General features: G+C 48.4%; 23 protein-coding genes, 1 tRNA gene and 2 pseudogenes. 11 read left to right on the top strand and 15 right to left on the bottom strand.

What is annotated here, in order from left to right:
• The first annotated feature begins 132 nt into the window (after positions 1-132).
• The 4 genes from yjdI to ghoT all read left to right on the top strand — a co-directional run bounded on the left by yjdI (position 133) and on the right by ghoT (position 1373).
• Positions 133-363, top strand: coding sequence for a 4Fe-4S mono-cluster protein YjdI (gene yjdI, locus ACJHYW_RS11770; protein ID WP_000371704.1), 231 nt, complete (start codon positions 133-135; stop codon positions 361-363).
• A gap of 11 nt (positions 364-374) precedes the next feature.
• A complete protein-coding gene (locus ACJHYW_RS11775; RefSeq protein WP_000405647.1) occupies positions 375-647 on the top strand; it encodes a GNAT family N-acetyltransferase in 273 nt (90 codons plus the stop codon).
• A gap of 228 nt (positions 648-875) precedes the next feature.
• Complete coding sequence (gene ghoS, locus ACJHYW_RS11780) at positions 876-1172, top strand: type V toxin-antitoxin system endoribonuclease antitoxin GhoS (protein ID WP_000398619.1); 297 nt, start codon at positions 876-878, stop codon at positions 1170-1172.
• A gap of 27 nt (positions 1173-1199) precedes the next feature.
• A complete protein-coding gene (ghoT, locus tag ACJHYW_RS11785; RefSeq protein ID WP_001173343.1) occupies positions 1200-1373 on the top strand; it encodes a type V toxin-antitoxin system toxin GhoT in 174 nt (57 codons plus the stop codon).
• A gap of 118 nt (positions 1374-1491) precedes the next feature.
• On the opposite strand, the gene lysS is transcribed toward ghoT, so the two are convergent.
• From lysS to aspA, 12 genes and pseudogenes are all read right to left on the bottom strand, one after another.
• Positions 1492-3009, bottom strand: coding sequence for a lysine--tRNA ligase (gene lysS / locus ACJHYW_RS11790; RefSeq protein ID WP_000003806.1), 1518 nt, complete (start codon positions 3007-3009; stop codon positions 1492-1494).
• A gap of 236 nt (positions 3010-3245) precedes the next feature.
• Positions 3246-4703, bottom strand: coding sequence for a dipeptide/tripeptide permease DtpC (dtpC, locus tag ACJHYW_RS11795; protein ID WP_061092757.1), 1458 nt, complete (start codon positions 4701-4703; stop codon positions 3246-3248).
• A 58-nt stretch (positions 4704-4761) separates the two neighbouring features.
• On the bottom strand, positions 4762-6909 hold the full coding sequence (gene cadA, locus ACJHYW_RS11800; RefSeq protein WP_110826406.1) for a lysine decarboxylase CadA: 2148 nt from the start codon (positions 6907-6909) through the stop codon (positions 4762-4764).
• A 79-nt stretch (positions 6910-6988) separates the two neighbouring features.
• A complete protein-coding gene (gene cadB / locus ACJHYW_RS11805; protein ID WP_000092909.1) occupies positions 6989-8323 on the bottom strand; it encodes a cadaverine/lysine antiporter in 1335 nt (444 codons plus the stop codon).
• Between the two features lie 365 nt (positions 8324-8688).
• Complete coding sequence (gene cadC / locus ACJHYW_RS11810; RefSeq protein ID WP_061092756.1) at positions 8689-10227, bottom strand: lysine decarboxylation/transport transcriptional activator CadC; 1539 nt, start codon at positions 10225-10227, stop codon at positions 8689-8691.
• A 259-nt stretch (positions 10228-10486) separates the two neighbouring features.
• Positions 10487-10646, bottom strand: a pseudogene (locus ACJHYW_RS11815) (integrase); the annotation flags it as partial.
• A gap of 197 nt (positions 10647-10843) precedes the next feature.
• Positions 10844-10919: transfer RNA gene (locus ACJHYW_RS11820), tRNA-Phe, on the bottom strand.
• A 106-nt stretch (positions 10920-11025) separates the two neighbouring features.
• The gene (locus ACJHYW_RS11825) at positions 11026-11601 is read right to left on the bottom strand and encodes a transcriptional regulator (RefSeq protein ID WP_061092755.1); all 576 of its coding nucleotides are present in this window, start codon (positions 11599-11601) and stop codon (positions 11026-11028) included.
• A 36-nt stretch (positions 11602-11637) separates the two neighbouring features.
• Entirely contained in the window at positions 11638-13335 is a 1698-nt protein-coding gene (gene dsbD, locus ACJHYW_RS11830) for a protein-disulfide reductase DsbD (RefSeq protein WP_061092754.1), read from the bottom strand.
• Entirely contained in the window at positions 13311-13649 is a 339-nt protein-coding gene (gene cutA, locus ACJHYW_RS11835) for a divalent cation tolerance protein CutA (RefSeq protein WP_000883400.1), read from the bottom strand. The genes dsbD and cutA overlap by 25 nt, the downstream gene beginning before the upstream one ends.
• Positions 13650-13764: 115 nt before the next feature.
• Positions 13765-15066: an anaerobic C4-dicarboxylate transporter DcuA gene (dcuA, locus tag ACJHYW_RS11840; RefSeq protein WP_000961959.1), complete on the bottom strand. Its 1302-nt coding sequence runs from the start codon at positions 15064-15066 to the stop codon at positions 13765-13767.
• Positions 15067-15183: 117 nt separating this feature from the next.
• Positions 15184-16620 carry an aspartate ammonia-lyase gene (gene aspA / locus ACJHYW_RS11845; protein WP_000069437.1) on the bottom strand — a complete coding sequence of 479 codons (1437 nt, stop codon included), beginning with the start codon at positions 16618-16620 and terminating at the stop codon, positions 15184-15186.
• Between the two features lie 336 nt (positions 16621-16956).
• Here aspA and ACJHYW_RS11850 point away from each other — a divergent pair, with 336 nt between their 5' ends.
• Complete coding sequence (locus ACJHYW_RS11850; RefSeq protein WP_001267445.1) at positions 16957-17433, top strand: FxsA family protein; 477 nt, start codon at positions 16957-16959, stop codon at positions 17431-17433.
• Between the two features lie 15 nt (positions 17434-17448).
• On the opposite strand, the gene yjeH is transcribed toward ACJHYW_RS11850, so the two are convergent.
• On the bottom strand, positions 17449-18705 hold the full coding sequence (gene yjeH, locus ACJHYW_RS11855; RefSeq protein WP_000015841.1) for an L-methionine/branched-chain amino acid transporter: 1257 nt from the start codon (positions 18703-18705) through the stop codon (positions 17449-17451).
• A 275-nt stretch (positions 18706-18980) separates the two neighbouring features.
• Here yjeH and ACJHYW_RS11860 point away from each other — a divergent pair, with 275 nt between their 5' ends.
• The 3 genes from ACJHYW_RS11860 to ACJHYW_RS11870 all read left to right on the top strand — a co-directional run bounded on the left by ACJHYW_RS11860 (position 18981) and on the right by ACJHYW_RS11870 (position 21452).
• Positions 18981-19274, top strand: coding sequence for a co-chaperone GroES (locus tag ACJHYW_RS11860; RefSeq protein WP_001026276.1), 294 nt, complete (start codon positions 18981-18983; stop codon positions 19272-19274).
• Between the two features lie 43 nt (positions 19275-19317).
• Complete coding sequence (gene groL, locus ACJHYW_RS11865) at positions 19318-20964, top strand: chaperonin GroEL (RefSeq protein WP_000729117.1); 1647 nt, start codon at positions 19318-19320, stop codon at positions 20962-20964.
• A 134-nt stretch (positions 20965-21098) separates the two neighbouring features.
• Positions 21099-21452, top strand: a complete 354-nt coding sequence (locus tag ACJHYW_RS11870) for a DUF4156 domain-containing protein (protein WP_000558209.1) — start codon at positions 21099-21101, stop codon at positions 21450-21452.
• Between the two features lie 49 nt (positions 21453-21501).
• On the opposite strand, the gene ACJHYW_RS11875 is transcribed toward ACJHYW_RS11870, so the two are convergent.
• Both ACJHYW_RS11875 and epmB read right to left on the bottom strand, forming a co-directional pair.
• The gene (locus ACJHYW_RS11875) at positions 21502-22371 is read right to left on the bottom strand and encodes a YjeJ family protein (RefSeq protein WP_001572259.1); all 870 of its coding nucleotides are present in this window, start codon (positions 22369-22371) and stop codon (positions 21502-21504) included.
• A 234-nt stretch (positions 22372-22605) separates the two neighbouring features.
• Positions 22606-23634, bottom strand: a complete 1029-nt coding sequence (gene epmB, locus ACJHYW_RS11880) for an EF-P beta-lysylation protein EpmB (RefSeq protein WP_000940543.1) — start codon at positions 23632-23634, stop codon at positions 22606-22608.
• Positions 23635-23675: 41 nt separating this feature from the next.
• On the opposite strand from epmB, the gene efp reads away from it, so the two are divergent.
• From efp to ACJHYW_RS11895, 3 genes and pseudogenes are all read left to right on the top strand, one after another.
• Positions 23676-24242: an elongation factor P gene (efp, locus tag ACJHYW_RS11885; RefSeq protein ID WP_000257278.1), complete on the top strand. Its 567-nt coding sequence runs from the start codon at positions 23676-23678 to the stop codon at positions 24240-24242.
• 51 nt (positions 24243-24293) lie between these two features.
• The gene (locus tag ACJHYW_RS11890) at positions 24294-24410 is read left to right on the top strand and encodes an entericidin A (RefSeq protein ID WP_112916808.1); all 117 of its coding nucleotides are present in this window, start codon (positions 24294-24296) and stop codon (positions 24408-24410) included.
• 33 nt (positions 24411-24443) lie between these two features.
• Positions 24444-24803, top strand: a pseudogene (locus ACJHYW_RS11895) (IS1-like element IS1B family transposase); the annotation flags it as partial.

Below are 24803 nucleotides of genomic sequence, written 5' to 3' on the forward strand. Positions count from 1 at the left end.
GGTAATTCAAAGGGAGTAAGAATGATTGGCTATATAGGGGAAGAGAGTCTGGCAACGGAAACTGCCAGTGCTGTATGAAGATTCCAGGGCTATGCTTATAGTGAAAACCATACTGATGAGAGAGGGAAGGTCATGGATCAGGCGCTACTGGACGGGGGTTATCGCTGTTATACCGGCGAAAAGATCGATGTCTATTTCAATACTGCGATATGTCAGCATTCTGGCAATTGCGTACGTGGCAACGGCAAGTTATTTAATCTCAAACGAAAGCCGTGGATCATGCCGGATGAAGTCGACGTTGCCACTGTGGTTAAAGTGATTGATACGTGCCCGAGCGGCGCGCTGAAATACCGTCATAAATAAGCGAGGGTAAAATGGAAATACGCGAAGGCCACAATAAATTTTACATTAATGACGAACAGGGCAAGCAAATCGCTGAAATTGTCTTTGTGCCGACCGGAGAGAATTTAGCGATTATCGAACATACCGATGTCGATGAAAGCCTGAAAGGGCAAGGGATTGGTAAACAGCTGGTTGCGAAAGTCGTGGAAAAAATGCGTCGGGAAAAACGAAAAATTATCCCACTATGCCCATTTGCGAAACACGAATTTGATAAAACACGGGAGTATGATGATATTCGCAGTTGATGGGAGAGTACAGAGTCACAATATTTTTCATGCTCTCCGCGGGGGGATGCAGGAGAGTATCTGAAGGGTAGGGGGATGCACAAAGAATGGTCAGAGAGAGCGTTTTTTTGTCCCAAGTCATCCCCTTTACTGAGCAAAAAAAAAAGAATATCTCCTATATGAAAATCATCGATCGGGGTTAATAAGTTTTGCGTCCCCAGAGTGTTCAATATTGATAGGAGTCATATTATGGAAGGTAAAAACAAGTTCAATACTTATGTTGTTTCTTTTGATTATCCATCATCTTATTCCTCAGTGTTCTTAAGGTTAAGATCATTGATGTATGATATGAATTTCTCCTCTATCGTGGCTGATGAATATGGGATACCACGACAATTGAATGAAAATTCCTTCGCAATAACGACATCGTTAGCCGCAAGTGAAATCGAAGATTTAATCAGGCTTAAATGCTTAGACTTACCGGATATTGATTTTGACCTCAACATTATGACCGTTGATGACTATTTCCGTCAGTTTTACAAGTAGCCAGGAAGGATAAGAAGAACATAAAAAATGGCACTATTCTCTAAAATATTAATTTTTTATGTGATTGGTGTGAACATATCCTTTGTCATTATCTGGTTTATCTCACATGAGAAAACACATATTCGTTTACTTAGCGCATTCCTGGTCGGAATAACCTGGCCAATGAGTTTACCTGTGGCATTACTTTTTTCTCTCTTTTAGGAGTTGTAGTTGAGTGGACCCGCTGGTTATCTTGAAACGAAGCGTCTCTCCTCAAAACTGGATTTGCGGAACGACGAACGAAGCAGTCGCCTGACTGCTTCGTTCATTTAAGTGAAATTTATTTCTGTGGGCGCATCGCCGGGAAGAGAATAACGTCGCGAATAGTATGGCTGTTAGTAAACAGCATAATCATTCGGTCGATACCAATACCCAGACCAGCGGTTGGCGGCAGACCATATTCCAGCGCAGTCACGTAATCTTCGTCATAGAACATGGCTTCGTCGTCACCTGCAGCTTTAGCGTTAACCTGTTCCTGGAAACGTTCAGCCTGATCTTCTGCGTCGTTTAATTCGCTAAAACCATTACCAATTTCACGACCACCGATGAAGAATTCAAAACGGTCGGTGATTTCCGGGTTAACATCATTACGGCGCGCCAGCGGGGACACTTCTGCCGGATATTCCGTAATAAAGGTTGGCTGAATCAGATGTGCTTCTGCCACTTCATCAAAGATCTCTGTGACAATACGTCCCAGCCCCCAGCTTTTCTCTACCGTAATTCCGATAGATTCAGCTAATGCTTTAGCAGCATCAAAATTATCCAGGTCGGCCATATCGGTTTCTGGACGATATTTTTTGATTGCTTCGCGCATGGTGAGTTTTTCAAACGGTTTGCCGAAATCAAACACATGCTCGCCATAAGTGACTTTAGTGGTACCCAGTACCTCTTGTGCCAGAGTGCGGAACAGTGATTCCGTCAGTTCAATCAAATCGTGGTAATCCGCATACGCCATGTAGAGTTCCATCATCGTGAACTCAGGATTATGACGAACAGAAATACCTTCATTACGGAAGTTACGGTTGATTTCGAATACCCGTTCAAAACCGCCTACAACCAGACGTTTCAGATACAGCTCCGGCGCGATACGCAGGTACATATCTAAATCCAGAGCGTTATGATGGGTAATAAACGGGCGAGCAGATGCCCCACCTGGAATTACCTGCATCATCGGGGTTTCTACTTCCATAAAGCCGCGCGCGACCATGAACTGACGGATAGCGGCCAGAATTTTTGAACGGACAACAAACGTTTGACGGGATTTATCGTTAGCGATGAGGTCCAGATAACGTTGACGATAACGGACTTCCTGATCCTGTAAGCCATGGAATTTATCCGGCAATGGACGCAGTGCCTTAGTCAGCAGGCGTAACTCAGTACAGTGAATGGAAAGCTCACCCGTTTGCGTCTTAAACAGCGTACCGCGGGCACCGATAATGTCGCCGAGGTCCCATTTTTTAAACTGATCGTTATAAACACCTTCTGGCAGGCTATCTCTTGCAACGTACAGTTGAATACGGCCACCGACATCCTGCAACGTTACAAAGGAGGCTTTCCCCATAATACGACGGGTCATCATTCGGCCAGCAACCGAGACTTCAATGTTTAAGGATTCCAGTTCCTGGTTATCCTTCGCATCAAACTCTTCGTGCAACTGGTCAGAGGTATGGTCGCGGCGAAAATCATTGGGAAACGCCACACCTTGCTGACGTAGTGCCGCCAGTTTTTCGCGGCGATTTCTCAGTTCATCGTTAAAATCAATAGCCTCATTGGCTCCCCGTGTTTCTCGTTCAGACATTTTGGTTCCTCTAAATCCAGCTTTCAATTTAGCGTAGATAAAGAGACAGATCGGTACACTGTATTATCTGCCTCGACTATTAATAACTCAGTTTATCTTATCGAAACTAACGCTTACCTCAAGTTGATATCACTAATAAATAACCATCAAAATGGTTTAAATGACTTATTAATCTCGATTTACTAGTGTGATAAACTGAAAGTTAATTTATTCATAACCAATTGTTTTTACGACAGTTAATCGTTGCTCTCCTGTATCATATTCGTCGGCGTGCTAAACAGAAAACGGGCAGCAAAGGCCAATACCACGATGATCGCGACACAAGCCAACGTCCACTCTCCCATCTGAGAAAAGAATCGCTGGTAAGCGGCAATTGCCATACCGCTAATTTGCGACTCTGCCGTCTGCTGTGCCACGACGCCTGCCAGCCAGTTGGCGACCGCGCCTGTTGCCAGCATATAAATACCGGTTAATACGCCAGACATTTTCAGACGCGTGATTTGCGCAATCGCCACCGGGTCAATAAAGAGTTCAGCAAAGCCCATTAGCGCCAGCCCGGATATCATCACGCCCATTGACGCTTGACCGCCAGCCGCTGCATGTCGGGCATCAAATGCCAGCAACATAAAGCCACAAGCCATCAGCAGTAAGCCAAAGGCAAACTTCAGCCAGACGCGCAATGCTGAATTGCCGCGGCTTTCTGGCGACGCCAGCCAGGCCAGAACAACCCCAGCGAGCATCACCGCAATAGCATTCACCGACTGGAATAGTGCTGTAGGTACTTCAATATTGAATGCCTGACGATTCACAAAGCGATCGATAAACAAGCTGATGGTACTGCCGCCCTGTTGTGCCAGTACCCAGAACAACGTCCCGACAAACATCAACAATACAATTTGCCAAAGAGCACGGCGGTGTTCGGGGAATTTGATCATCATGCGGGCAATGATTTGTGCGGCAATGAGGCAAACGATCGCCAGCAAATATCCGGACCAGTCGTTCTCCAGCAGCAGGGTAAAAAATACTGGGGCTAAACAGAGCATCACCACTAACCAGCTCCATACTGGTAAGGCAAATTTGACGCTAGTGAGCGCTTTTTTATCCATACTACGCGTGGACTGGAAATGACGATGACCACTTAAGAAAATCAACAAACCGATAAACATGCCGCCTCCCGCAAGGGCAAAGCCAACATGCCAACCATACCACTGAGCAGCCAGGCCGCAGGCGATGGGCGCGGCGATAGAACCGATATTGCCCGCAGCATACAGCAGCGAAAAACCGCCATCACGTCGATGATCGTTCTCGTCGTAGAGCTCGCCAAGCAAACAGCTGATGTTTGATTTGAATAAACCGTAGCCACAAATAATGATTGCCAGCGCCAGATACAGGCTAAAGGTTGAATTTGTATCAATGCCCAGCACCACATGGCCAAGGGTCATTAACAGCGCGCCGGCAATCACTGCAGTGCGGTTGCCGAGCAGGCGGTCGGCAAGCCAGCCGCCGAGAATAGGGGTAACGTAAACCAGAGAAGCATATGCGCTGAACAGGCTGATGGCATGGTTATCATCAAAACCAAGCTGATGGGTGAGATAGAGAATGAGTAAGGCACGCATGCCGTAAAAACTGAAGTACTCCCAGATTTGGATCGCCACGATATAGTATATCGCGCGCGGCTGTGAGGGTGTTTTCATGTGTTCTCCTTATGAGCAAAAAAGGGAAGTGGCAAGCCACTTCCCTTGTACGAGCTAATTATTTTTTGCTTTCTTCTTTCAATACCTTAACGGTATAGCGGCCATCAGCCTGACGGTATGCACCGTGAATATCGGTTTCAAAGCCCGGATAGTGAGCGCCGATTTCACACAGCATCTGCAGGAACTCCAGAACCGGACGGCTTTCTTCGGTGATCATTTCACCCGGCATTACCAGAGGAACTCCCGGCGGATACGGAAGGATCATATTGGCGTTAATACGACCTACCATTTCGTCGAGGTAAACTTCTTCGGTCATACCGTGCAGCTCTTTCTGGAACGCAGCATATGGAGTCATTACCATAGTCGGCAGCACTTCAAATGCGCGATACATCAGATCCGGCAGATTGTGGTGAACAATCAGTTTGTGGATATTCTGAGCCAGTTCCTGAATACGCATGTTTTCATAGAATTCAGGATCTTCACGATACAGAGACGGCAGCATGTTTTTCACACGCAGGTTCAGGTCGAACGCACGTTTGAAGTCAGTCAGAGCACGCAGCAGGCTCAGTGCTTTGGTCTTATCGATACCGATGCTGAACAGGAACAGCAGGTTATACGGACCGGTTTTCTCAACAACGATGCCATGTTCGTCGAGGTATTTCGCCACGATGCTGGCCGGAATACCGAAGTCGCTCATGGTGCCGTCTTTTTCCATCCCCGGAGTCAGCAGGGTGACTTTGATCGGGTCAAGATACATGTGCTCGTTATCGATGTTTTTGAAGCCGTGCCAGGTGCTGTCAGAACGCAGCGGCCAGCATTCAGTGGTATCGATATGATCCGGCTGCCATACATCAAAGAACCAGCCATCAGATTCCGTTCTCAGACGTTTGATCTCTTTACGGAATTTGATCGCACGTTCAATGGAACCGTTGATCAGACGTTTACCTGCATTGCCTTTCATCATCGCCGCAGCGGTTTCAGTGGACGCCACGATACCGTAGTGCGGAGAGGTGGTGGTGTGCATCATGTAGGCTTCGTTAAAGGTTTCTTCGTTTACGTCACCTTTAACGTGGATCATGGAAGCCTGAGAGAACGCCGCCAGCAGTTTGTGAGTAGACTGGGTTTCGTAAATCACTTTCCCTTCTACACGGCCACCGCTCATACCGCATTTACCTTCGTAAATCGGTGAGAAGTTGGTGTAAGGCACCCACGCGGAGTCAAAGTGGATGGATTTTACATCCAGTGTTTTCTTGATGAAGTCGGTGTTGTACAGCAGACCATCATAGGTAGAGTTGGTAATTACAGCATGTACCGGCCAGGTTGCGTTTGGTGTTTCTTTCACGCGCTTAGCAATGGTAGCGTGCTGGAATTCACTCTGTGGGATACCACCAAGAATACCGTAAGCGTTACGGGTCGGGCGGAAATAGATTGGCGTAACATCGCTCATCATCATCAGGTGGGTCAGCGATTTGTGGCAGTTACGGTCAATCAGAATGGTGCTGCCTGCCGGAGCAGAGTACATACCAACAATTTTGTTCGCAGTGGAAGTACCGTTGGTCATCATGTAGCTGCGGTCTGCGTTAAAGACGCGAGCGATATACTGTTCTGCTTCTTTGTGTGGACCACTGTGATCCAGCAGAGAACCCAGTTCAGATACTGAAATGGAAATATCAGATTTCATGGTGTTCGGACCAAAGAAATCATAGAACAGGCTACCTACCGGGCTTTTCTGGAATGCAGTACCGCCCATGTGACCAGGAGTACAGAAAGTATATTTACCTTCACGAACATATTTAAACAGTGCTTTAGTCAGCGGAGGCAGAATAGTGTTGATATATTCGTCAGTGGTCTGCTTGATCTTGTTAGCAATATCATCAGCAGCACCCAGCGCATATTCAAAGAAGCTAATCTGTAAACGCAGATCGTTCAGGCTTACATCGAGAGTGGAATACGTATTAGCGAACGCGTACAACGGCAGGTTCTCGTTCATTTTGCTAATTTCTTCGCACAGCTCGAGATTATATTTATCCCAGTCAAAAATAACGCCGCACAGACGCGCATTGTTTTCGATCAGTTTTAATAAGTCGTCACGGTCGTTCGGGTAAACAATCTGGAAGTTCAGACGTTCAAGCGCGCGATGAAGTTCACGGATGGGTTCTTCTTTAAAATAAACCCCCATGTGATTCAATATTGCAATAACGTTCATAGTCATATCTCCAGGTAAAAAAGGCCCCTCCCAACACATGGGACAAAATGAAAGGAGGAGCCTCGGAAAATACTTTTAATTAATGTGCGTTAGACGCTGTGTGGTTATCCATTGAGTGGCTCTGGCGCTCGTGCATTTTGCGAGCGTAGAACATCAGGATAATCAGGCTGACGATGAAGGTACCTGCCAGCTCGAAGGAGCTTGCGCCCATCAGCGCGATGAAGCAGAACACGCAACCCAGTACAGAACAGATCAGGCTGACAAAGTTGCGGATGTTAACGCCTTCAAAACGAATCAGGTCAACGCAAGAGTAGAAGTACGGCAGCATAGTCAGCAGTACTGCGATACCGGTCAGTTCACCGAACAGGTCAGATGCTTTACCACCGGCAGAGTTCATCAGAGTGATGAGGATCATCAGGGCAGTCATTTTCACTGCAGCCAGCAGCAGACCTTTTTTCGGAATACCGTTGCTGTCGACTTCACCATAAACTTTCGGGAAGTTACCGTCGTTAGCGGCACGTACACCTGCCTGGCCTACCAACATCATCCAGGAGCCCAGAGAAGTCAGGCACGCAAAGGCGGTGAATGCAGAAACCAGCGGCGCAGCCCAGTTACCGAGGATAGTTGAAGCACTGATTGCAAACGGAGCACCGGAAGCTGCCATTACAGAAGACGGATACATACCGGAAAGCACCTGAGTCGCAGCGATATAAACAATACCTGCTAAACCAGTACCCAGCATGGTTGCCAGCGGAACGGTACGTTTCGGGTTTTTAACCATACCAGTACTTACAGCTGCGGATTCAACACCCACGAAGGCCCACAGGCAGAGCAGAATACTTTTAATGATCGCATGACCATCGGTGGTATCCGCAGTATTCCAGTTAGCGGCATAAGTTGCAGCATCAAACCAATGCCAGCCAACAATAGCAGTCATCACCACAGGAATAAGAACCAGCACCAGACCAATAGTGGTTAAACGGCTTACCCAGGTACCTCCGAGCATATTTACAAAGGTAAATACCCAGACGATAGCAATACAGGCGATACCCGCCGGAACAGGATCATTTAATACTGGGAAGAAGGTGGAAAGATAAGATACAGCGGTAATACCAATCGCCAGGTTACCAATCCAGTTAGCATGGTAATAAAGAACACCTGTCTGAAAACCAAATGCAGGGGAAATTTCTCCGGCATAAGCAATTGGGCCACCTTGTTGCGGGTTTTTTGTTGCCAGTCGGGCATATACATACGCCAGCGACATTGCACCAATAATAGAGATAATCCAACCCCAGATAGCAATACCACCGATACTTGCTAGGTTCGCAGGTAATAATGCAATACCGCTCCCCATCATATTACCGGCAACAACACCGGTACAGGCAAATAGCCCGATCTTCTTGGCAGAACTCATGCTCTTCTCCTAATTTCATTTTTGAATTTGGAGTCCGGGTCATGATGTATAACTATTTCCTGACCAGACCAAACTGGCGCTAAGAATACTCACGAAAAAAGGATTAATCCTAAAGATTAGGTGAAATAACACAAAAGTTTCTGTAAGTGAGAACTTGAGGTTTTTTATTAACACATCAGGATCGCAAGTTGATATCATGAAAAGATAAACATTTAATGTTTACAATGCGTTGCGTGACATTCTCTGGTTAAGTTTATGTAATAAAAATTATGCGGCAAATAAATTGCCGCAACATATTATACCAACGGGAACATACAAAAACTCAACAACAAATATTCCCGAGCATGAATCAACCCGGGAGTTACTTATTCTGAAGCGAGAAATTTGTCGAGATAAGGTACAACATAAGGAACAGAAGTCTGGAATATACCATTTTCAATCCAGTAAAGGGTGTTTGCCCCTGGGCGTAAATTAAAGGCGGTGAGATATGCATCAGCTGCTTCCCGGTTCATCCCCTTCATTTCATAAACCTTGCCAAGCAACACATAATTTAGCCATGACATTTCAAGATCGATGCCAGTATTTATCGCCTGGTAAGACTCATCTGTTTTACCTTTTACCAGAGCACTGACCGCTTTTATTTGATATATAATGGACAGGTTATTCAATTCCGGCAGTGTAACAATGTTATCTATTTCTGTATTCAGTGCTGCTAATTGTTTTTCATCTAAAGGATGTTGAGAATGGCGCACGATATCAACTAATGCTTTTTCTGCTCTCGCGTAGGTAAATTCTGGGGATGATTGAACAATCTCACCTAATAATTCACTGGCACGATTCAATGATTTATCATCGCCATGCAGTAAATAATCATGAGCCTGATAAAAATTAGTTAATAACGCACCACGATGCGGCAAAATTTGCTGGAGCATCACCTGCATTCGTTGTGGCCACGGTTGGTTTAACGCTTTTGATAAACTCTGGAGTAAATCATTTTGAATCGCCAGCTGATTACCGTTAGTGATGACATAACGTTTATCCAGCATGGTTGAACCATCTGCATTGTCTACCAATTTTACCGACATAAAGCATTGTTGAGCACGGTATTGGCGCTGATTAACAAACGCAATAGATAATGTTTTACCGGAACTGCTCGGTTCATCAATGTTGTAGTTGATTTTGTCATGCACCATAAAGGTGGAGAAGGTGTTAAGTGATGTCGCCACCAAATCACCCACGCCTATCGCGTAAGAGAGCTGATACGGGGAACTCCAGCTGTTACAACTTTTATTTACCATATTAATGTCAATATCGCGTGGATTGAGCAAAATACGCGATTTGCTCATCGGAAGACGTGTATCAAGACTTGAAAACGCTACCAGTGCTACACAGATACCTAACGACAACAGGAAAAAAAACCATACCCAAAAGGTAGTGAATCGTTTGCTTTTAACTGGGGATTGTTCAGGTGGCGTTGCGGTGTTTTGAATGTTAAGACTGTGGGAGGGAGAATCTGTGGCAGGAACCGCCTCTGGTATAGGGGGAGGCGAAGATAGCATTATTTCCTCTCCCTCTTCTTCGCTGTACCAGATAACCGGCACCATTAATTTATAGCCGCGCTTTGGTACAGTAGCGATATAGACAGGACTATCTTCATCATTATCTTTTAATGACTTACGTAGTTCTGAGATACTCTGCGTCACAACGTGATTGGTGACAATACTTCTCTTCCAGACATTATCGATAAGTTCATCCCTGCTAAGTACTTCGCCACTGTGTTGAGCAAAGAAAACCAGAAGATCGATTAATCTCGGCTCAAGGGTAAGTTGACGCCCATTGCGGCTAATTTGGTTTATGGACGGAGTAACAAGCCATTCGCCAACGCGAACTACAGGTTGTTGCATAATAGAAACTCATTCGAAAAGGGAATGATGCAATGATAATTGCCATAACCTATTTTTTCCATCTATAGATGGGTTTATTTACATATTATTGGTGAATGCAAGACGTTATTTTTACCCGCCATAAACTTCTTGATTACATAGTATTACGAAAGGATTTTACTGAGAACCAGAAGTAATTTTCCTTACCATCAAAATTCATCATCTTTGCCAAAGAAAAATGTTCAGAAAATAATCCATGAAAAATTGTCCGGAGCGCTTACTATTTTAATGGATTGTTAGTCTTTGCATGAGCAAGTGGACCGATACATTTCTCTTTGTTCTCATTCAGAAAATCTTATCAGTCGGCGTTTAGACCGATGTTGTGCTTTATGGATGCGTTACGCTCCTGATGACGTCATTTGACGTTCAACAGCATCACGGGGCCGCACGACATTTCACGTCAGTCAGTGCTATCGCTCAGGAACACATTTCCCCGAATTGGGATCTACCCGCAAAATACTGGTGATGTGGGGAGAATCTGGTTGAGTTCGGTAGAATTGATTTGGAGGCAGAACGCTTAAATCGTGGCGTCCTGAAACGAAAAACGGACCTCCGTGGAGGTCCGTTTATATGAATTTGGTGCCCGGACTCGGAATCGAACCAAGGACACGGGGATTTTCAATCCCCTGCTCTACCGACTGAGCTATCCGGGCAACGGGGCGCATTAAACCGTAATCTGCACATCTCGTCAACCTAATTTCAGTAAAAGCGATTCAACTGCTTAAGATTGCGGCAAATCGCTTCTTTTCTGTGTTTCTGTCAGGTCAGTGCACCACCCTGACGGCAGCGGGCGAAGCGCAGGATATCTTCCGCCAGCCGATGTGCGGTGTCGACATCCGCCTGGCTACGATTCACCAGCATTCGGCTTAAACAGCCTTCCAGCACCAGTTCCATCTGCTTTGCTACCATCGCCGGATCGTCAACTTCCAGCGTGGTTAACAGTTCGTGGGTGAAATCGTAGGTCGCGCTTTTTTGCTGATCGGCCAGTTGATGAATAGGGTGGCCAGGATCGGGATAAAACGTACAGGCAGCGATAAACAGACAGCCCGGATAGCGGTTGTTTTTAACGCACTCCGATAACGCCTGATAACGTGCCAGCAGCTTTTGTTCGGCGGTTTGCGTTTCGTCCAGCATCAGCTGACGACGCCAGGCATCTATCTGTTGGCTAAGATAACGCAGCGCATCGTAGAGGATTGCCTCTTTGTCTGGCCAGAAGCGGCGTAGCTCGTCCAGTGGGTAATCCACACGTTCAGCAACCATCTCCAGCGTGGTGTTGGCAATCCCTTGTAATTCTAATAATTTCAGGGCTTCTCCCAGTACATCTTCACGTTGCACGCTATTTTCCTCCGTCTTTCCCACTGCAAGTGTCGTTCACGGTTGGCGATCGCGCAAATGTGCGCTGAAGGTTTCAGCATCCATAAAGCCCGTGACGCGTGCTTGTGGATGCTCCTGGCCTTGTCCGTCAAAAAAGAGAATTGTCGGTAGGCCAAGGACATTAAGATGCTTTAACAGCGCCACATCTTGGGCGTCGTTGGCAGTGACGTTAGCCTGAAGTAAGACCATGTCTGCTAACGCTTTTTGCACCTGCGGGTCGCTGAAGGTGTATTTCTCAAACTCTTTACAGGCGACGCACCAGTCGGCATAGAGATCTAACATCACTGGTTTGCCTTTGGCTTCAACGAGCGCCTGATTTAACTCATCTACCGTTTTGATTTGTGTAAAGTTGAGATGCGTCTGAGTTTGCACGGTATGCGTCGCACCAAATGCCCAATCCTGAAGTGGGCGCACGCTAACCAATGCCGCTGCCAGCAGGATTATTTGCACCACGCGCATCCAGCCGCGTTTGGCCTGTAGGCTGGTGATAAAGGCCCAGCCAAAGAATGCGACACCAAGCGCCGACCACAAGCGTAATCCCCATATATCACCAATCACTCGCTCCAGCAGGAAGACCGGCAGTGCGAGGATCACAAAACCAAACGCGGTTTTGACTTGTTCCATCCACGGGCCGCTTTTCGGCAGCAGGCGGTTACCAAAGACGGTTATTAGCATCAGCGGCAGGCCCATGCCCAACGCATAGAGATAAAGCGTGCCGCCCCCCAGCCACATGTTCCCGCTTTGGGCGATATACAACAGAATCGCGCTAAGCGGTGCGGTGGTGCATGGTGAACAGATCAGTCCGGCAATCGCTCCCATAACAAACACACCGCCAGGTGAGCCGCCCTGTTGGCGATTGCTCATCAGCGTGAGGCGCGTTTGCAGCGAAGAGGGGAGTTGCAGGGTAAACAAGCCAAACATTGACATCGCCAGCAAGGTAAAGACGATAGCGAGGCCAATGAGCACGTATGGGTGCTGTAGCGCCGCCTGGAACTGTAACCCTGCGGCGGCAACTACCAGACCCAGCGCCGTGTAAGTCAGTGCCATCCCCTGCACATAAATAAAGGTCAGCAACAATGCTCTGGCAGTGGAGAGCCGCTGTTTACCGCCCAGCACGATACCAGAAATCAGAGGGTACATTGGCAGCACGCATGGCGTAAAGGCGATACCAATACCGATCAACAACGCCCAGAGCGCGGAAAAGGGCAATTGCGCGGTGTGCTGCTCTTGCTGCGGAACAGACACAGGCTGTGACGCTGCGTTGTTGGCGACCACTTCGCTTAACGGAACGGTTTTGGTTTCTGGCGGATAACAGAAACCGGCATCAGCACAGCCCTGGTAGGTGACAGTTAACGTCGCTCCCGCACTCGCCTGGTTGATGGTTACGGGAAGCGTCAGCCGATCGCGGTAAATCTCGCTTTTGCCGTAAAACTCATCTTCATGCCAGACGCCTTGTGGCAGCTGCACGTCGGCAATTTTCGCGTGTTCCGGCGTAATGCGGATCTGTTTACGGTAGAGGTAGTAACCGTCTTTGATCTGCCAGGTCAGATTAAGGTCATGTTGCTTTTGCTGAAAATCAAAAGCAAAGGCTTGATCCGCGGGGACAAATTGTGAACGTCCCGGCGCGTCGAATAATCCGGCAAAAACGGAAGTGCTGCAAAGTAGCAGGATCAGCGTAAAGATGCGTTGAGCCATGAGAGGTAATCTGTGTCTCCGTGTGTAACAGGTAAAACCAGAAGTTCCGGGGTTTGATATGGATGATGAGACTTCAGGCATTCCAGCAGTGCCTGCTGGTGAGATACGGTAGTTTTTAAAATCATCTGCACTTCGTATTCTTGCTCCAGCTTACCTTCCCAGTAATAGAGAGAGGTAGCGCCGGGGATCAAGGTCGCGCAGGCCGCCAGTTTTTCCGCCAGCACTTTGGCGGCTAAATCCTGGGCTGTCGCTTCATCCGGTGCGGTACATAGCACCACGACAGACGCGGTATTCGAACTTTTTTCATCAAGCATAAACACCTCGCAAGAACAGATGGAACCGCAAGAGAGAGGTCACTATACAACGGACGGGGGAAGGATGTTAGTCGGCGGGAAAGAAAGCGGGGCGTGAACGCCCCGCGATTGATCATTACAGCATGAAGCTACCCAGCACGAAGCCGAAGCAAACGGCCAGGGCAACACCCAGAGTACCCGGGATGAAGAACGGATGGTTGAAGACGAATTTACCGATACGGGTAGTACCCGTGTCATCCATCTGTACCGCAGCAACCAGCGTCGGGTAGGTCGGCAGAATGAACAGACCAGACACCGCAGCGAAAGAAGCAACAGCGGTCAGCGGAGAAACGTTCAGTGCCAGAGCCATCGGCATCAGTGCTTTTGCGGTTGCAGCCTGAGAGTACAGCAGAGCAGAAGCAAAGAAGAAGATGACGGCCAGCAGCCACGGATGACCCTGAATCACTTCACCAGCGGTATCTTTGATCCAGTCGATGTTGTTGGAAACGAAAGTATCGCCCAGCCACGCAACACCCAGGATACAAATACAGGCGCTCATACCTGCTTTGAAGGTGCTGGAGTTGAGGATGTTGTCGGTATCGACTTTACAGATAACGGTGGTCAGAGTTGCAACGCTGAGCATGATGATCAGGATTGCGTTGGTGGTGTTCATCAGCGGTTTTTCAACCAGACCCATGCTTGGGCTGTTGATGATTGCATAGATAACCACGCCAACTACGCCCAGCAGGAACAGCCAGACGGACGTTTTTGCACCGGATTTGATTTCAATCTGCTTTTCACCGCGCAGTTCAACCAGGCCCTCTTCCAGACGCTTGCGATAAATCGGATCGTCAGAGAGTTTGGAGTTGAACAGCATAGTGACCAGGAAGGACATCACCAGAACCGCCAGCAGGGTGGACGGGATGACCACGGAGAGCAGATGGAGGTAGCTGATGCCATGACCTTCCATCACGGAAGACATGTAAACCACTGCTGCTGAGATTGGCGATGCGGTGATCGCAATCTGCGCGGATACCACTGCAGTAGACAGCGGACGGCAAGGTTTAACGCCTTGTTCCTTCGCAACTTCAGCGATAACTGGCAGTGTCGCCAGAGAGATGTTGCCAGTACCAGCAAAGATAGTCAGGAAATAGGTCACGATCGGTGCGAGGATCGTGATGTATTTCGGGTTACGGCGCAGCAGCTTTTCTGTCTGATGAACCAGATAGTCCAGACCGCCAGCAACCTGCATGGCAGAAATAGCGGCGATAACCGCCATGATAATGGAAATGACATCGAACGGGATGTTACCGGGTTTAACGCCAATAGCGGCAAGAACCAGCACCCCCAATCCGCCTGCAAAACCAATACCTATTCCCCCCAATCTGGCGCCCAAGAAGATCGCCAGCAAAACTATGATGAGTTCTACAACTAGCATATTAGCCTTCCTTGTTTTTTAACAAGTTGATATTAGATTGTTATTTTTAAGTTACTGCTCACAAGAAAAAAGGCACGTCATCTGACGTGCCTTCTTTATTTGTACTACCCTGTACGATTACTGTTCGCTTTCATCAGTATAGCGTTTTGCTTTGTAAGCCGGGTGCATCAGATTCTGTACGGAGAAAATATCGTCAAGTTCCGCTTCAGTCAACAGACCGCGTTCCAGAACGACTTCACGTACACTCTTACCGGTTTCGGCACAGATTTTACCCACGATGTCACCGTTGTGGTGACCGATGAACGGGTTCAGGTAAGTAACGATACCGATAGAGTTGTAAACGTAACCTTCGCACACTTCTTTGTTAGCAGTGATGCCGTTAATGCATTTTTCCAGCAGGTTGTAGCAAGCGTTGGTCAGAATGTGAACGGATTCAAACATGGCCTGGCCAATGACCGGCTCCATAACGTTCAACTGCAGCTGACCTGCTTCTGCTGCCATGGTAACAGTGGTGTCGTTACCGATGACTTTGAAGCATACCTGGTTAACCACTTCCGGAACAACCGGGTTTACTTTAGCTGGCATGATGGAAGAGCCCGCCTGCAGTTCCGGCAGGTTGATCTCGTTCAGGCCGGCACGTGGGCCAGAAGAGAGCAAGCGCAGGTCGTTACAGATTTTGGACATCTTCACAGCCAGGCGTTTCAGCGCGCCGTGAACCATAACATAAGCGCCGCAGTCAGAGGTCGCTTCGATCAGGTCTTCAGCCGGTACGCATGGGAAGCCAGTGACTTCAGCCAGTTTTTTCACTGCCAGCGGAGAGTACTCTTTCGGCGTGTTCAGACCAGTACCGATTGCTGTTGCGCCAAGGTTAACTTCCAGCAGCAGTTCAGCGGTACGTTGGATGTTTTTAACTTCTTCTTTCAGCAGGATGCTGAAAGCGCGGAATTCCTGGCCGAGGGTCATCGGTACTGCGTCCTGCAGCTGTGTACGACCCATTTTCAGGATGTCCTGGAATTCGACAGCTTTACGTTCAAAGCCTTCACGCAGTTGGTTAATCGCATCTACCAGCTTAATCAGGGAAGAGTAAACTGCGATACGGAAACCGGTCGGGTAGGCGTCGTTAGTGGACTGACATTTGTTAACATGGTCGTTCGGGTTCAGGTACTGATATTCACCTTTCTGGTGACCCATCAGTTCCAGACCGATATTGGCCAGCACTTCGTTGGTGTTCATGTTTACGGAAGTACCTGCGCCGCCCTGGTAGACGTCTACCGGGAACTGATCCATGCATTTTCCGTTGTTCAGGACTTCATCACATGCGGCAATGATGGCATTCGCTACACTTTTAGGAATGGTTTGCAGCTCTTTGTTTGCCATAGCTGCGGCTTTTTTAACCATTACCATACCGCGAACAAATTCAGGAATATCACTGATTTTGTTGTTGCTGATATAGAAGTTTTCAATCGCTCTCAGAGTGTGAACACCATAGTAGGCATCAGCTGGAACTTCCCTGGTACCCAACAGATCTTCTTCGATACGAATGTTGTTTGACATGTGAACCTTCTTTTTCAAGCTGCCAATGATTTGCTTTAAACACACAGAATATATGTGGTTTCGAATGTTTTTCGACCGACGATTATCCCCTGCATCGACCGAATACCCGAGATCATATGCTGCTTGAGGATTTCTACCGTAATCTGGATCACTTTAAGTGTCGGTTTTTACCCCTTAATTATTAATTTGTGAAATAGATCACCGCTTTGGGATTACTACCAAAAATAGTTGCGCAAACATCTTGAAATTTTGCTAATGACCACAATATAAGCTAAACGCGATTCGCAACCCATTCAGGTAGCCGGGGTTAACCGGCTGCTATTACAGGAGAAACCTTTGCGCTGGTTACCTTTTATTGCCATTTTCCTTTATGTCTATATTGAGATTTCAATCTTTATTCAGGTTGCCCATGTATTGGGGGTATTGCTGACCCTCGTGCTGGTTATATTCACGTCAGTTATCGGTATGTCACTGGTACGCAACCAGGGCTTTAAGAATTTCGTGCTGATGCAGCAAAAAATGGCGGCGGGTGAAAACCCAGCGGCGGAGATGATTAAAAGTGTTTCGCTGATCATTGCCGGTTTGCTGCTTTTATTACCGGGCTTTTTTACCGACTTCCTCGGTCTTCTACTTTTATTGCCGCCGGTGCAAAAGCATCTGACAGTGAAGTTGATGCCACATTTGCGCTTTTCTCGCATGCCAGGCGGCGGTTTTAGCGCCGGGACCGGTGGCGGTAATACTTTTGATGGTGAGTACCAGAGAAAGGATGATGACCGCGACCGCCTTGATCATAAAGACGATCGCCAGGATTAATGTCGAAACGCCGGATTATGTGGTTATGCCATTTTCCGGCGTTTTTCGTTTTGGCAGAAACAGCCATAACCCCGCCAGCATGATCAGCGCATAGAGACTTTTCCAGCCGACCATTGCCAGTAACAGAACGCATAACAGCCCGCCAACCACCGCCAGTAGTCGATAACGTCCTTGCAATAATTTACAACCTGCCAGCATGCATAACAGATAAATCATAATAAAGATGCCATTGGCATAAATAATAAGAGCGTCCAGATTGATCTCTAAAGCATGAATCACCAACGTGCTCACCACGCAGCAGCCGAGCACCGCATTGAGGGCATTATTCGGGATATGACGAGAAGAGAGGCGTGCCAGGTAGTGGTCAGGATTATGTTGCGCCTGCGACCAGACCAGGCGGGCGAAGCTCTGTATATAAATGTTGAGACTGGCAAAGCAGGCCAGATAGCCAATCACGCAGGCAATCCATAACGCTCCTACACCGAACAGTTGCACTACAATTTTTGGAAGCGATGCTGCCGCGGCCATTTGTTCACCATAGGCGTCGAAGTGTAAGACGACTACCGTACAGCCCCAGTAGACTAATCCTGCCAGCAGCAGACCAATCATCAAAGCACGAGGAAAATCACGCTCTGGATTTTTAAATTCCGAGGCAAGATGGGCAAATGCCTCCAGACCGACAAAGCACCAGAACATCACTGATAACGCAGCAAATAACCCGGTAAGTTCGATATTACCAGGTGCAGGGAAGGGGATATTCGCAGGTTTGATATCGCCCGCCCACCAGATAGCGACAATCAGCGCGACGATAAGTCCGGCAATAACTGTTTGTAGATTAGCACTGGAACTGGCACCGCGAGTACCGATATACCACACCAGCGCCAGCGTACCGAGTTCTGCCAACAACAGTTGCCAGCTATGCCAGCCAAACATTGCCTGGCCGAACCCGGCGGCAATTTGTAGCGCGGCAGGCAAACCCACGGGAATGACCGATAAAAACAACCAGCCGGTGACTCGCTCAAGCCGCGAACCAAACGCCATACCGACGAAGTGCGCGACACCGCCTGCGCTGGGATAGTGGCGACCCAGAATCGCAAACACAATCGCAATCGGGAACACTAAGATAATCAAAACGGGCCACGCCCACAGGCTGTTATTGCCCGCTACCAGCGCAGCTAACGCAGGAACGGCAAACACGCCAGTGCCTAATAATGACGTCGATAGCAGGCCAATGCCCTGGGCCAGCCCCAGTTCTTGTTTGAGTCCACTCATGGGTTGATGTCCGATTGCGCCCAAATTATGGGCAACTGCGTAGATTTTCGATGGTAGCACAATCAGATTCGCTTATGACGGTGATGAAGAAATTGCGATGAAATGTGAGGTGAATCAGGGTTTTCACCCGATTTTGTGCTGATCAGAATTTTTTTTCTTTTTCCCCCTTGAAGGGGCGAAGCCTCATCCCCATTTCTCTGGTCACCAGCCGGGAAACCACGTAAGCTCCGGCGTCACCCATAACAGATACGGACTTTCTCAAAGGAGAGTTATCAATGAATATTCGTCCATTGCATGATCGCGTGATCGTCAAGCGTAAAGAAGTTGAAACTAAATCTGCTGGCGGCATCGTTCTGACCGGCTCTGCAGCGGCTAAATCCACCCGCGGCGAAGTGCTGGCTGTCGGCAATGGCCGTATCCTTGAAAATGGCGAAGTGAAGCCGCTGGATGTGAAAGTTGGCGACATCGTTATTTTCAACGATGGCTACGGTGTGAAATCTGAGAAGATCGACAATGAAGAAGTGTTGATCATGTCCGAAAGCGACATTCTGGCAATTGTTGAAGCGTAATCCGCGCACGACACTGAACATACGAATTTAAGGAATAAAGATAATGGCAGCTAAAGACGTAAAATTCGGTAACGACGCTCGTGTGAAAATGCTGCGCGGCGTAAACGTACTGGCAGATGCAGTGAAAGTTACCCTCGGTCCGAAAGGCCGTAACGTAGTTCTGGATAAATCTTTCGGTGCACCGACCATCACCAAAGATGGTGTTTCCGTTGCTCGTGAAATCGAACTGGAAGACAAGTTCGAAAATATGGGGGCGCAGATGGTGAAAGAAGTTGCCTCTAAAGCGAACGACGCTGCAGGCGACGGTACCACCACTGCAACCGTATTGGCTCAGGCTATCATCACTGAAGGTCTGAAAGCTGTTGCTGCGGGCATGAACCCGATGGACCTGAAACGTGGTATCGACAAAGCTGTTACCGCTGCAGTTGAAGAACTGAAAGCGCTGTCCGTACCGTGCTCTGACTCTAAAGCGATTGCTCAGGTTGGTACCATCTCCGCTAACTCCGACGAAACCGTAGGTAAACTGATCGCTGAAGCGATGGACAAAGTCGGTAAAGAAGGTGTTATCACCGTTGAAGACGGTACCGGTCTGCAGGACGAACTGGACGTGGTTGAAGGTATGCAGTTCGACCGTGGCTACCTGTCTCCTTACTTCATCAACAAGCCGGAAACTGGCGCAGTAGAACTGGAAAGCCCGTTCATCCTGCTGGCTGACAAGAAAATCTCCAACATCCGCGAAATGCTGCCGGTTCTGGAAGCTGTTGCCAAAGCAGGCAAACCGCTGCTGATCATCGCTGAAGATGTTGAAGGCGAAGCGCTGGCAACTCTGGTTGTTAACACCATGCGTGGCATCGTGAAAGTTGCTGCGGTTAAAGCTCCGGGCTTCGGCGATCGTCGTAAAGCTATGCTGCAGGATATCGCAACCCTGACTGGCGGTACCGTAATCTCTGAAGAGATCGGTATGGAGCTGGAAAAAGCAACCCTGGAAGACCTGGGTCAGGCTAAACGTGTTGTGATCAACAAAGACACTACCACCATCATCGATGGCGTGGGTGAAGAAGCTGCAATCCAGGGCCGTGTTGCTCAGATCCGTCAGCAGATTGAAGAAGCAACTTCTGACTACGACCGTGAAAAACTGCAGGAGCGCGTAGCGAAACTGGCAGGCGGCGTTGCAGTTATCAAAGTAGGTGCTGCTACCGAAGTTGAAATGAAAGAGAAAAAAGCACGCGTTGAAGATGCCCTGCACGCGACCCGTGCTGCGGTAGAAGAAGGCGTGGTTGCTGGTGGTGGTGTTGCGCTGATCCGCGTAGCGTCTAAACTGGCTGACCTGCGTGGTCAGAACGAAGACCAGAACGTGGGTATCAAAGTTGCACTGCGTGCAATGGAAGCTCCGCTGCGTCAGATCGTCCTGAACTGCGGCGAAGAACCGTCTGTTGTTGCTAACACCGTTAAAGGCGGCGACGGCAACTACGGTTACAACGCAGCAACCGAAGAATACGGCAACATGATCGACATGGGTATCCTGGATCCAACTAAAGTAACCCGTTCTGCTCTGCAGTACGCGGCTTCTGTGGCTGGCCTGATGATCACCACCGAGTGCATGGTTACCGACCTGCCGAAAAACGATGCAGCTGACTTAGGCGCTGCTGGCGGTATGGGCGGCATGGGTGGCATGGGCGGCATGATGTAATTGCCCTGCACCTCGCAGAAATAAACAAACCCCCGGGCAGAAATGTCTGGGGGTTTTTCTTTTAGTCATCTTTTTAGTATAAGATTCACACACAGACGCGAGTGGCGTCCAGCTCATTGATTATGGGGAATAACATGCACGTAAAATACTTAGCAGGGATTGTCGGTGCCGCGCTACTGATGGCGGGTTGTAGCTCCAGCAACGAATTGAGTGCTGCCGGTCAGAGTGTACGCATTGTGGACGAGCAGCCAGGTGCAGAGTGTCAGCTGATTGGTACTGCGACAGGTAAGCAAAGCAACTGGCTTTCCGGGCAACACGGAGAAGAAGGCGGTTCTATGCGCGGCGCAGCAAACGATCTGCGCAACCAGGCGGCTGCAATGGGCGGTAACGTGATTTATGGCATCAGCAGCCCGTCGCAGGGAATGTTGTCCAGTTTTGTCCCGACGGATAGCCAGATTATCGGTCAGGTTTATAAGTGCCCGAACTGATGTGATCCAGAGGCTGGATACTTCCAGCCTCGTAGTAAAACAGATGGGATTATTTCGCCTGCGGTGCCGTTTTGCTGGTGGATTGAACACGTAAGTGATGCAGCGCGCGTAAGCATTGATCCTGGGTTAGCGGTTGGGCGTTATTTGCCGCTACGGTGCGAACATAGACCTGACATGGTACACCCGCGAGTTTTTTCAGTCGTGGGCTGAAATCAAGCATTCGGCGAGTGATCGCCTCCACTTCTTTACCCGGCGTTGCTTCACGCGTTTTCACCACTGCGCCGCTAAATTGTTCTTTGCCACTTTCATCTTTAAAGCGGTAAAGCACCGCCAGATAATGGTTGAACAAGTTATGTTTCCATTCCGGTTGGGAATAGGTGTCATATTCCAGATTGCCATTGTCCTGGCAGTCAACGTCGTATAACGGCAGGAAATCTAACAGTGAGGTAATACGTAATGCCAGTTCACGCATTTCCGCATTATTAATTGCATGAATGATTGCTCGCGCCAGCATTTCAATCTGCAATTCATTGATGACTAACTCACATTTGCTACCGTCATGTAGCGTTAATACGAAGGTAAGATTTTCACCCTCATTATCGGTAAGTTCCAGCGTGTTAACCCGACGATTAATATCGGCATTTTTAAGCTCATCAACCAGAATTTCTGGGATATTTTCTGCCATTTTCTTAATGACTTTATCGCGAGCTTGCTCATACTGAAGGCGTGCAGCAGCATCCAGTTTATGCTTTTGATGCAAACGGCTTTCCAGCGCAATCAGAAGGTCGCGCAGTTCCATGACAGACAGAAACAACAACGATTCTTTATTGCGAGGCTCTTTAATTTTCAGCGCCAGTGCAATGAAATTATTACTCTTGCGAATAACACCGGTATTAACACCCTTGATGCTTATGGCCATGTAGGTTCTCCCTAACCATTTCTCAATTAAATAATTAATTTTAGTTTATAAGCCAGATAAATGGGCTTGGTAGTAATAGTTGTTAAAATAACATAAATAGCCGTACTCACTCTATATAAACAGAAAAGAAAGGTTAATTATTGGTGTTGATTATATAAAGAGTAACAACAGCAATGTATATGAATAATTAAAGGTTATGCAACGTGCAAAGATTAAACTTCCCTGTTTAATCAGTTACTGCTGGCGTAGCTGGAGATCCAGCGGCGTTTTGCTGGGTTCGCCGCCAATTTCTCGCGCCAGTTTAGGCACCAGATATCCCGACACCAGTGTCAGCAACTCACGCATAATCTGCCGTGCTTCGTCATCACTCACCATAAAATGCGCCGCGCCCTGTACTTTATCGAGCACATGCAGGTAATACGGCATCACGCCCGCATCGAACAATGCATTACTCAGGTTTGCCAGCGTTTGCGCGTTATCGTTCACACCACGTAACAGAACGCTCTGGTTCAGCAAAGTAACGCCCACCCGGCGCAACTTAGCCATCGCCTGACGGAATGTTTCATCTACCTCATTGGCATGGTTGATGTGATTCACCAGCAAGATTTGCAGCGTAGAATGAGAAAAGCGTTCAACCAGCGCATCTGTGATGCGTGCCGGGATCACAATCGGCAGACGGCTGTGAATCCGCAGACGTTTGATATGCGGGATGGCTTCCAGTTGTGTGAGCAACCAGTCCAGCTCGTGATCTTTCGCCATCAGCGGATCGCCGCCGGAGAAAATCATCTCGTCCAGTTCCGGATGCGCAGCAACATACTCAAGTGCAGTTTGCCAGTTACGCTTGTTGCCCTGATTTTCGGCATAGGGGAAGTGGCGACGGAAGCAATAGCGGCAATTTACCGCGCAGCCGCCTTTGACCAGCAAAAGCGCCCGGTTGTGGTATTTATGCAACAAACCAGGCACTACGCTGTGCTGTTCTTCCAGCGGGTCGGTGGAGAATCCGGGCGCGACGACAAACTCATCTTGCGAGGTAATTACCTGACGCAAAAGCGGATCGTTCGGATTGCCTTTCTCCATGCGATCGATAAATGAGCGGGGCACACGCAGGGCAAACAGCTTTTTGGCGCTGCGTCCGGCCAACAGTTTTTCGTCCGCGTCTATATTCAAAAGACGCAGAAGTTCATCAGGATCGGTCACAACATCGGCAAGTTGCGTTAACCAATCTTCTCTGGATGGGGTATTTAGGGTTACAATATGCGCCATTTTGTGGCTTAGCTACCAATTAACAAATTTCAGAGGGCCTTATGGCAACGTACTATAGCAACGATTTTCGTGCTGGTCTTAAAATCATGTTAGACGGCGAACCTTACGCGGTTGAAGCGAGTGAATTCGTAAAACCGGGTAAAGGCCAGGCATTTGCTCGCGTTAAACTGCGTCGTCTGCTGACCGGTACTCGCGTAGAAAAAACCTTCAAATCTACTGATTCCGCTGAAGGCGCTGATGTTGTCGATATGAACCTGACTTACCTGTACAACGACGGTGAGTTCTGGCACTTCATGAACAACGAAACTTTCGAGCAGCTGTCTGCTGACGCAAAAGCAATTGGCGACAACGCGAAATGGCTGCTTGATCAGGCAGAGTGTATCGTAACTCTGTGGAATGGTCAGCCGATCTCCGTTACTCCGCCGAACTTCGTTGAACTGGAAATCGTTGATACCGATCCGGGCCTGAAAGGTGATACCGCAGGTACTGGCGGCAAACCAGCTACCCTGTCTACTGGCGCTGTGGTTAAAGTTCCGCTGTTCGTGCAGATCGGCGAAGTCATCAAAGTGGATACCCGCTCTGGTGAATACGTCTCTCGCGTGAAGTAATGCGGTTGTGGTGCGGCCTGCAGGCTGCACCATCACTTATTCAGGTCAGAGATGATGAAACGCCTTATCGTTCTTGTTTTGCTTGCCAGTGCGCTGCTCACGGGCTGTAACACCGCTCGCGGTTTTGGTGAAGACATTAAACATCTGGTGATGCTGCCAACTTACTGATTTAGTGTATGATGGTGTTTTTGAGGTGCTCCAGTGGCTTCTGTTTCTATCAGCTGTCCCTCCTGTTCAGCTACTGACGGAGTGGTGCGTAACGGCAAAAGCACCGCCGGACATCAGCGCTATCTCTGCTCTCATTGCCGTAAAACATGGCAACTGCAGTTCACTTACACCGCTTCTCAACCCGGTACGCACCAGAAAATCATTGATATGGCCATGAATGGCGTTGGATGCCGGGCAACCGCCCGCATTATGGGCGTTGGCCTCAACACGATTTTCCGCCATTTAAAAAACTCAGGCCGCAGTCGGTAACCTCGCGCATACAGCCGGGCAGTGACGTCATCGTCTGCGCGGAAATGGACGAACAGTGGGGCTATGTCGGGGCTAAATCGCGCC

The organism is Escherichia sp. WS3063 (assembly GCF_046486595.1).
In the GTDB taxonomy this organism is placed as follows: domain Bacteria; phylum Pseudomonadota; class Gammaproteobacteria; order Enterobacterales; family Enterobacteriaceae; genus Escherichia; species Escherichia coli.

Coding starts and splice junctions, on each gene's coding strand:
- ghoT (WP_001173343.1), top strand. CDS start 1,200: ATGGCACTATTCTCTAAAATATTAATTTTTTATGTGATTGGTGTGAAC.
- cadB (WP_000092909.1), bottom strand. CDS start 8,323: ATGAGTTCTGCCAAGAAGATCGGGCTATTTGCCTGTACCGGTGTTGTT.
- cadA (WP_110826406.1), bottom strand. CDS start 6,909: ATGAACGTTATTGCAATATTGAATCACATGGGGGTTTATTTTAAAGAA.
- ghoS (WP_000398619.1), top strand. CDS start 876: ATGGAAGGTAAAAACAAGTTCAATACTTATGTTGTTTCTTTTGATTAT.
- dsbD (WP_061092754.1), bottom strand. CDS start 13,335: ATGGCTCAACGCATCTTTACGCTGATCCTGCTACTTTGCAGCACTTCC.
- ACJHYW_RS11860 (WP_001026276.1), top strand. CDS start 18,981: ATGAATATTCGTCCATTGCATGATCGCGTGATCGTCAAGCGTAAAGAA.
- dtpC (WP_061092757.1), bottom strand. CDS start 4,703: ATGAAAACACCCTCACAGCCGCGCGCGATATACTATATCGTGGCGATC.
- aspA (WP_000069437.1), bottom strand. CDS start 16,620: ATGTCAAACAACATTCGTATCGAAGAAGATCTGTTGGGTACCAGGGAA.
- ACJHYW_RS11775 (WP_000405647.1), top strand. CDS start 375: ATGGAAATACGCGAAGGCCACAATAAATTTTACATTAATGACGAACAG.
- cadC (WP_061092756.1), bottom strand. CDS start 10,227: ATGCAACAACCTGTAGTTCGCGTTGGCGAATGGCTTGTTACTCCGTCC.
- yjeH (WP_000015841.1), bottom strand. CDS start 18,705: ATGAGTGGACTCAAACAAGAACTGGGGCTGGCCCAGGGCATTGGCCTG.
- groL (WP_000729117.1), top strand. CDS start 19,318: ATGGCAGCTAAAGACGTAAAATTCGGTAACGACGCTCGTGTGAAAATG.
- yjdI (WP_000371704.1), top strand. CDS start 133: ATGGATCAGGCGCTACTGGACGGGGGTTATCGCTGTTATACCGGCGAA.
- ACJHYW_RS11875 (WP_001572259.1), bottom strand. CDS start 22,371: ATGGCCATAAGCATCAAGGGTGTTAATACCGGTGTTATTCGCAAGAGT.
- dcuA (WP_000961959.1), bottom strand. CDS start 15,066: ATGCTAGTTGTAGAACTCATCATAGTTTTGCTGGCGATCTTCTTGGGC.
- ACJHYW_RS11870 (WP_000558209.1), top strand. CDS start 21,099: ATGCACGTAAAATACTTAGCAGGGATTGTCGGTGCCGCGCTACTGATG.
- efp (WP_000257278.1), top strand. CDS start 23,676: ATGGCAACGTACTATAGCAACGATTTTCGTGCTGGTCTTAAAATCATG.
- cutA (WP_000883400.1), bottom strand. CDS start 13,649: ATGCTTGATGAAAAAAGTTCGAATACCGCGTCTGTCGTGGTGCTATGT.
- epmB (WP_000940543.1), bottom strand. CDS start 23,634: ATGGCGCATATTGTAACCCTAAATACCCCATCCAGAGAAGATTGGTTA.
- lysS (WP_000003806.1), bottom strand. CDS start 3,009: ATGTCTGAACGAGAAACACGGGGAGCCAATGAGGCTATTGATTTTAAC.
- ACJHYW_RS11890 (WP_112916808.1), top strand. CDS start 24,294: ATGATGAAACGCCTTATCGTTCTTGTTTTGCTTGCCAGTGCGCTGCTC.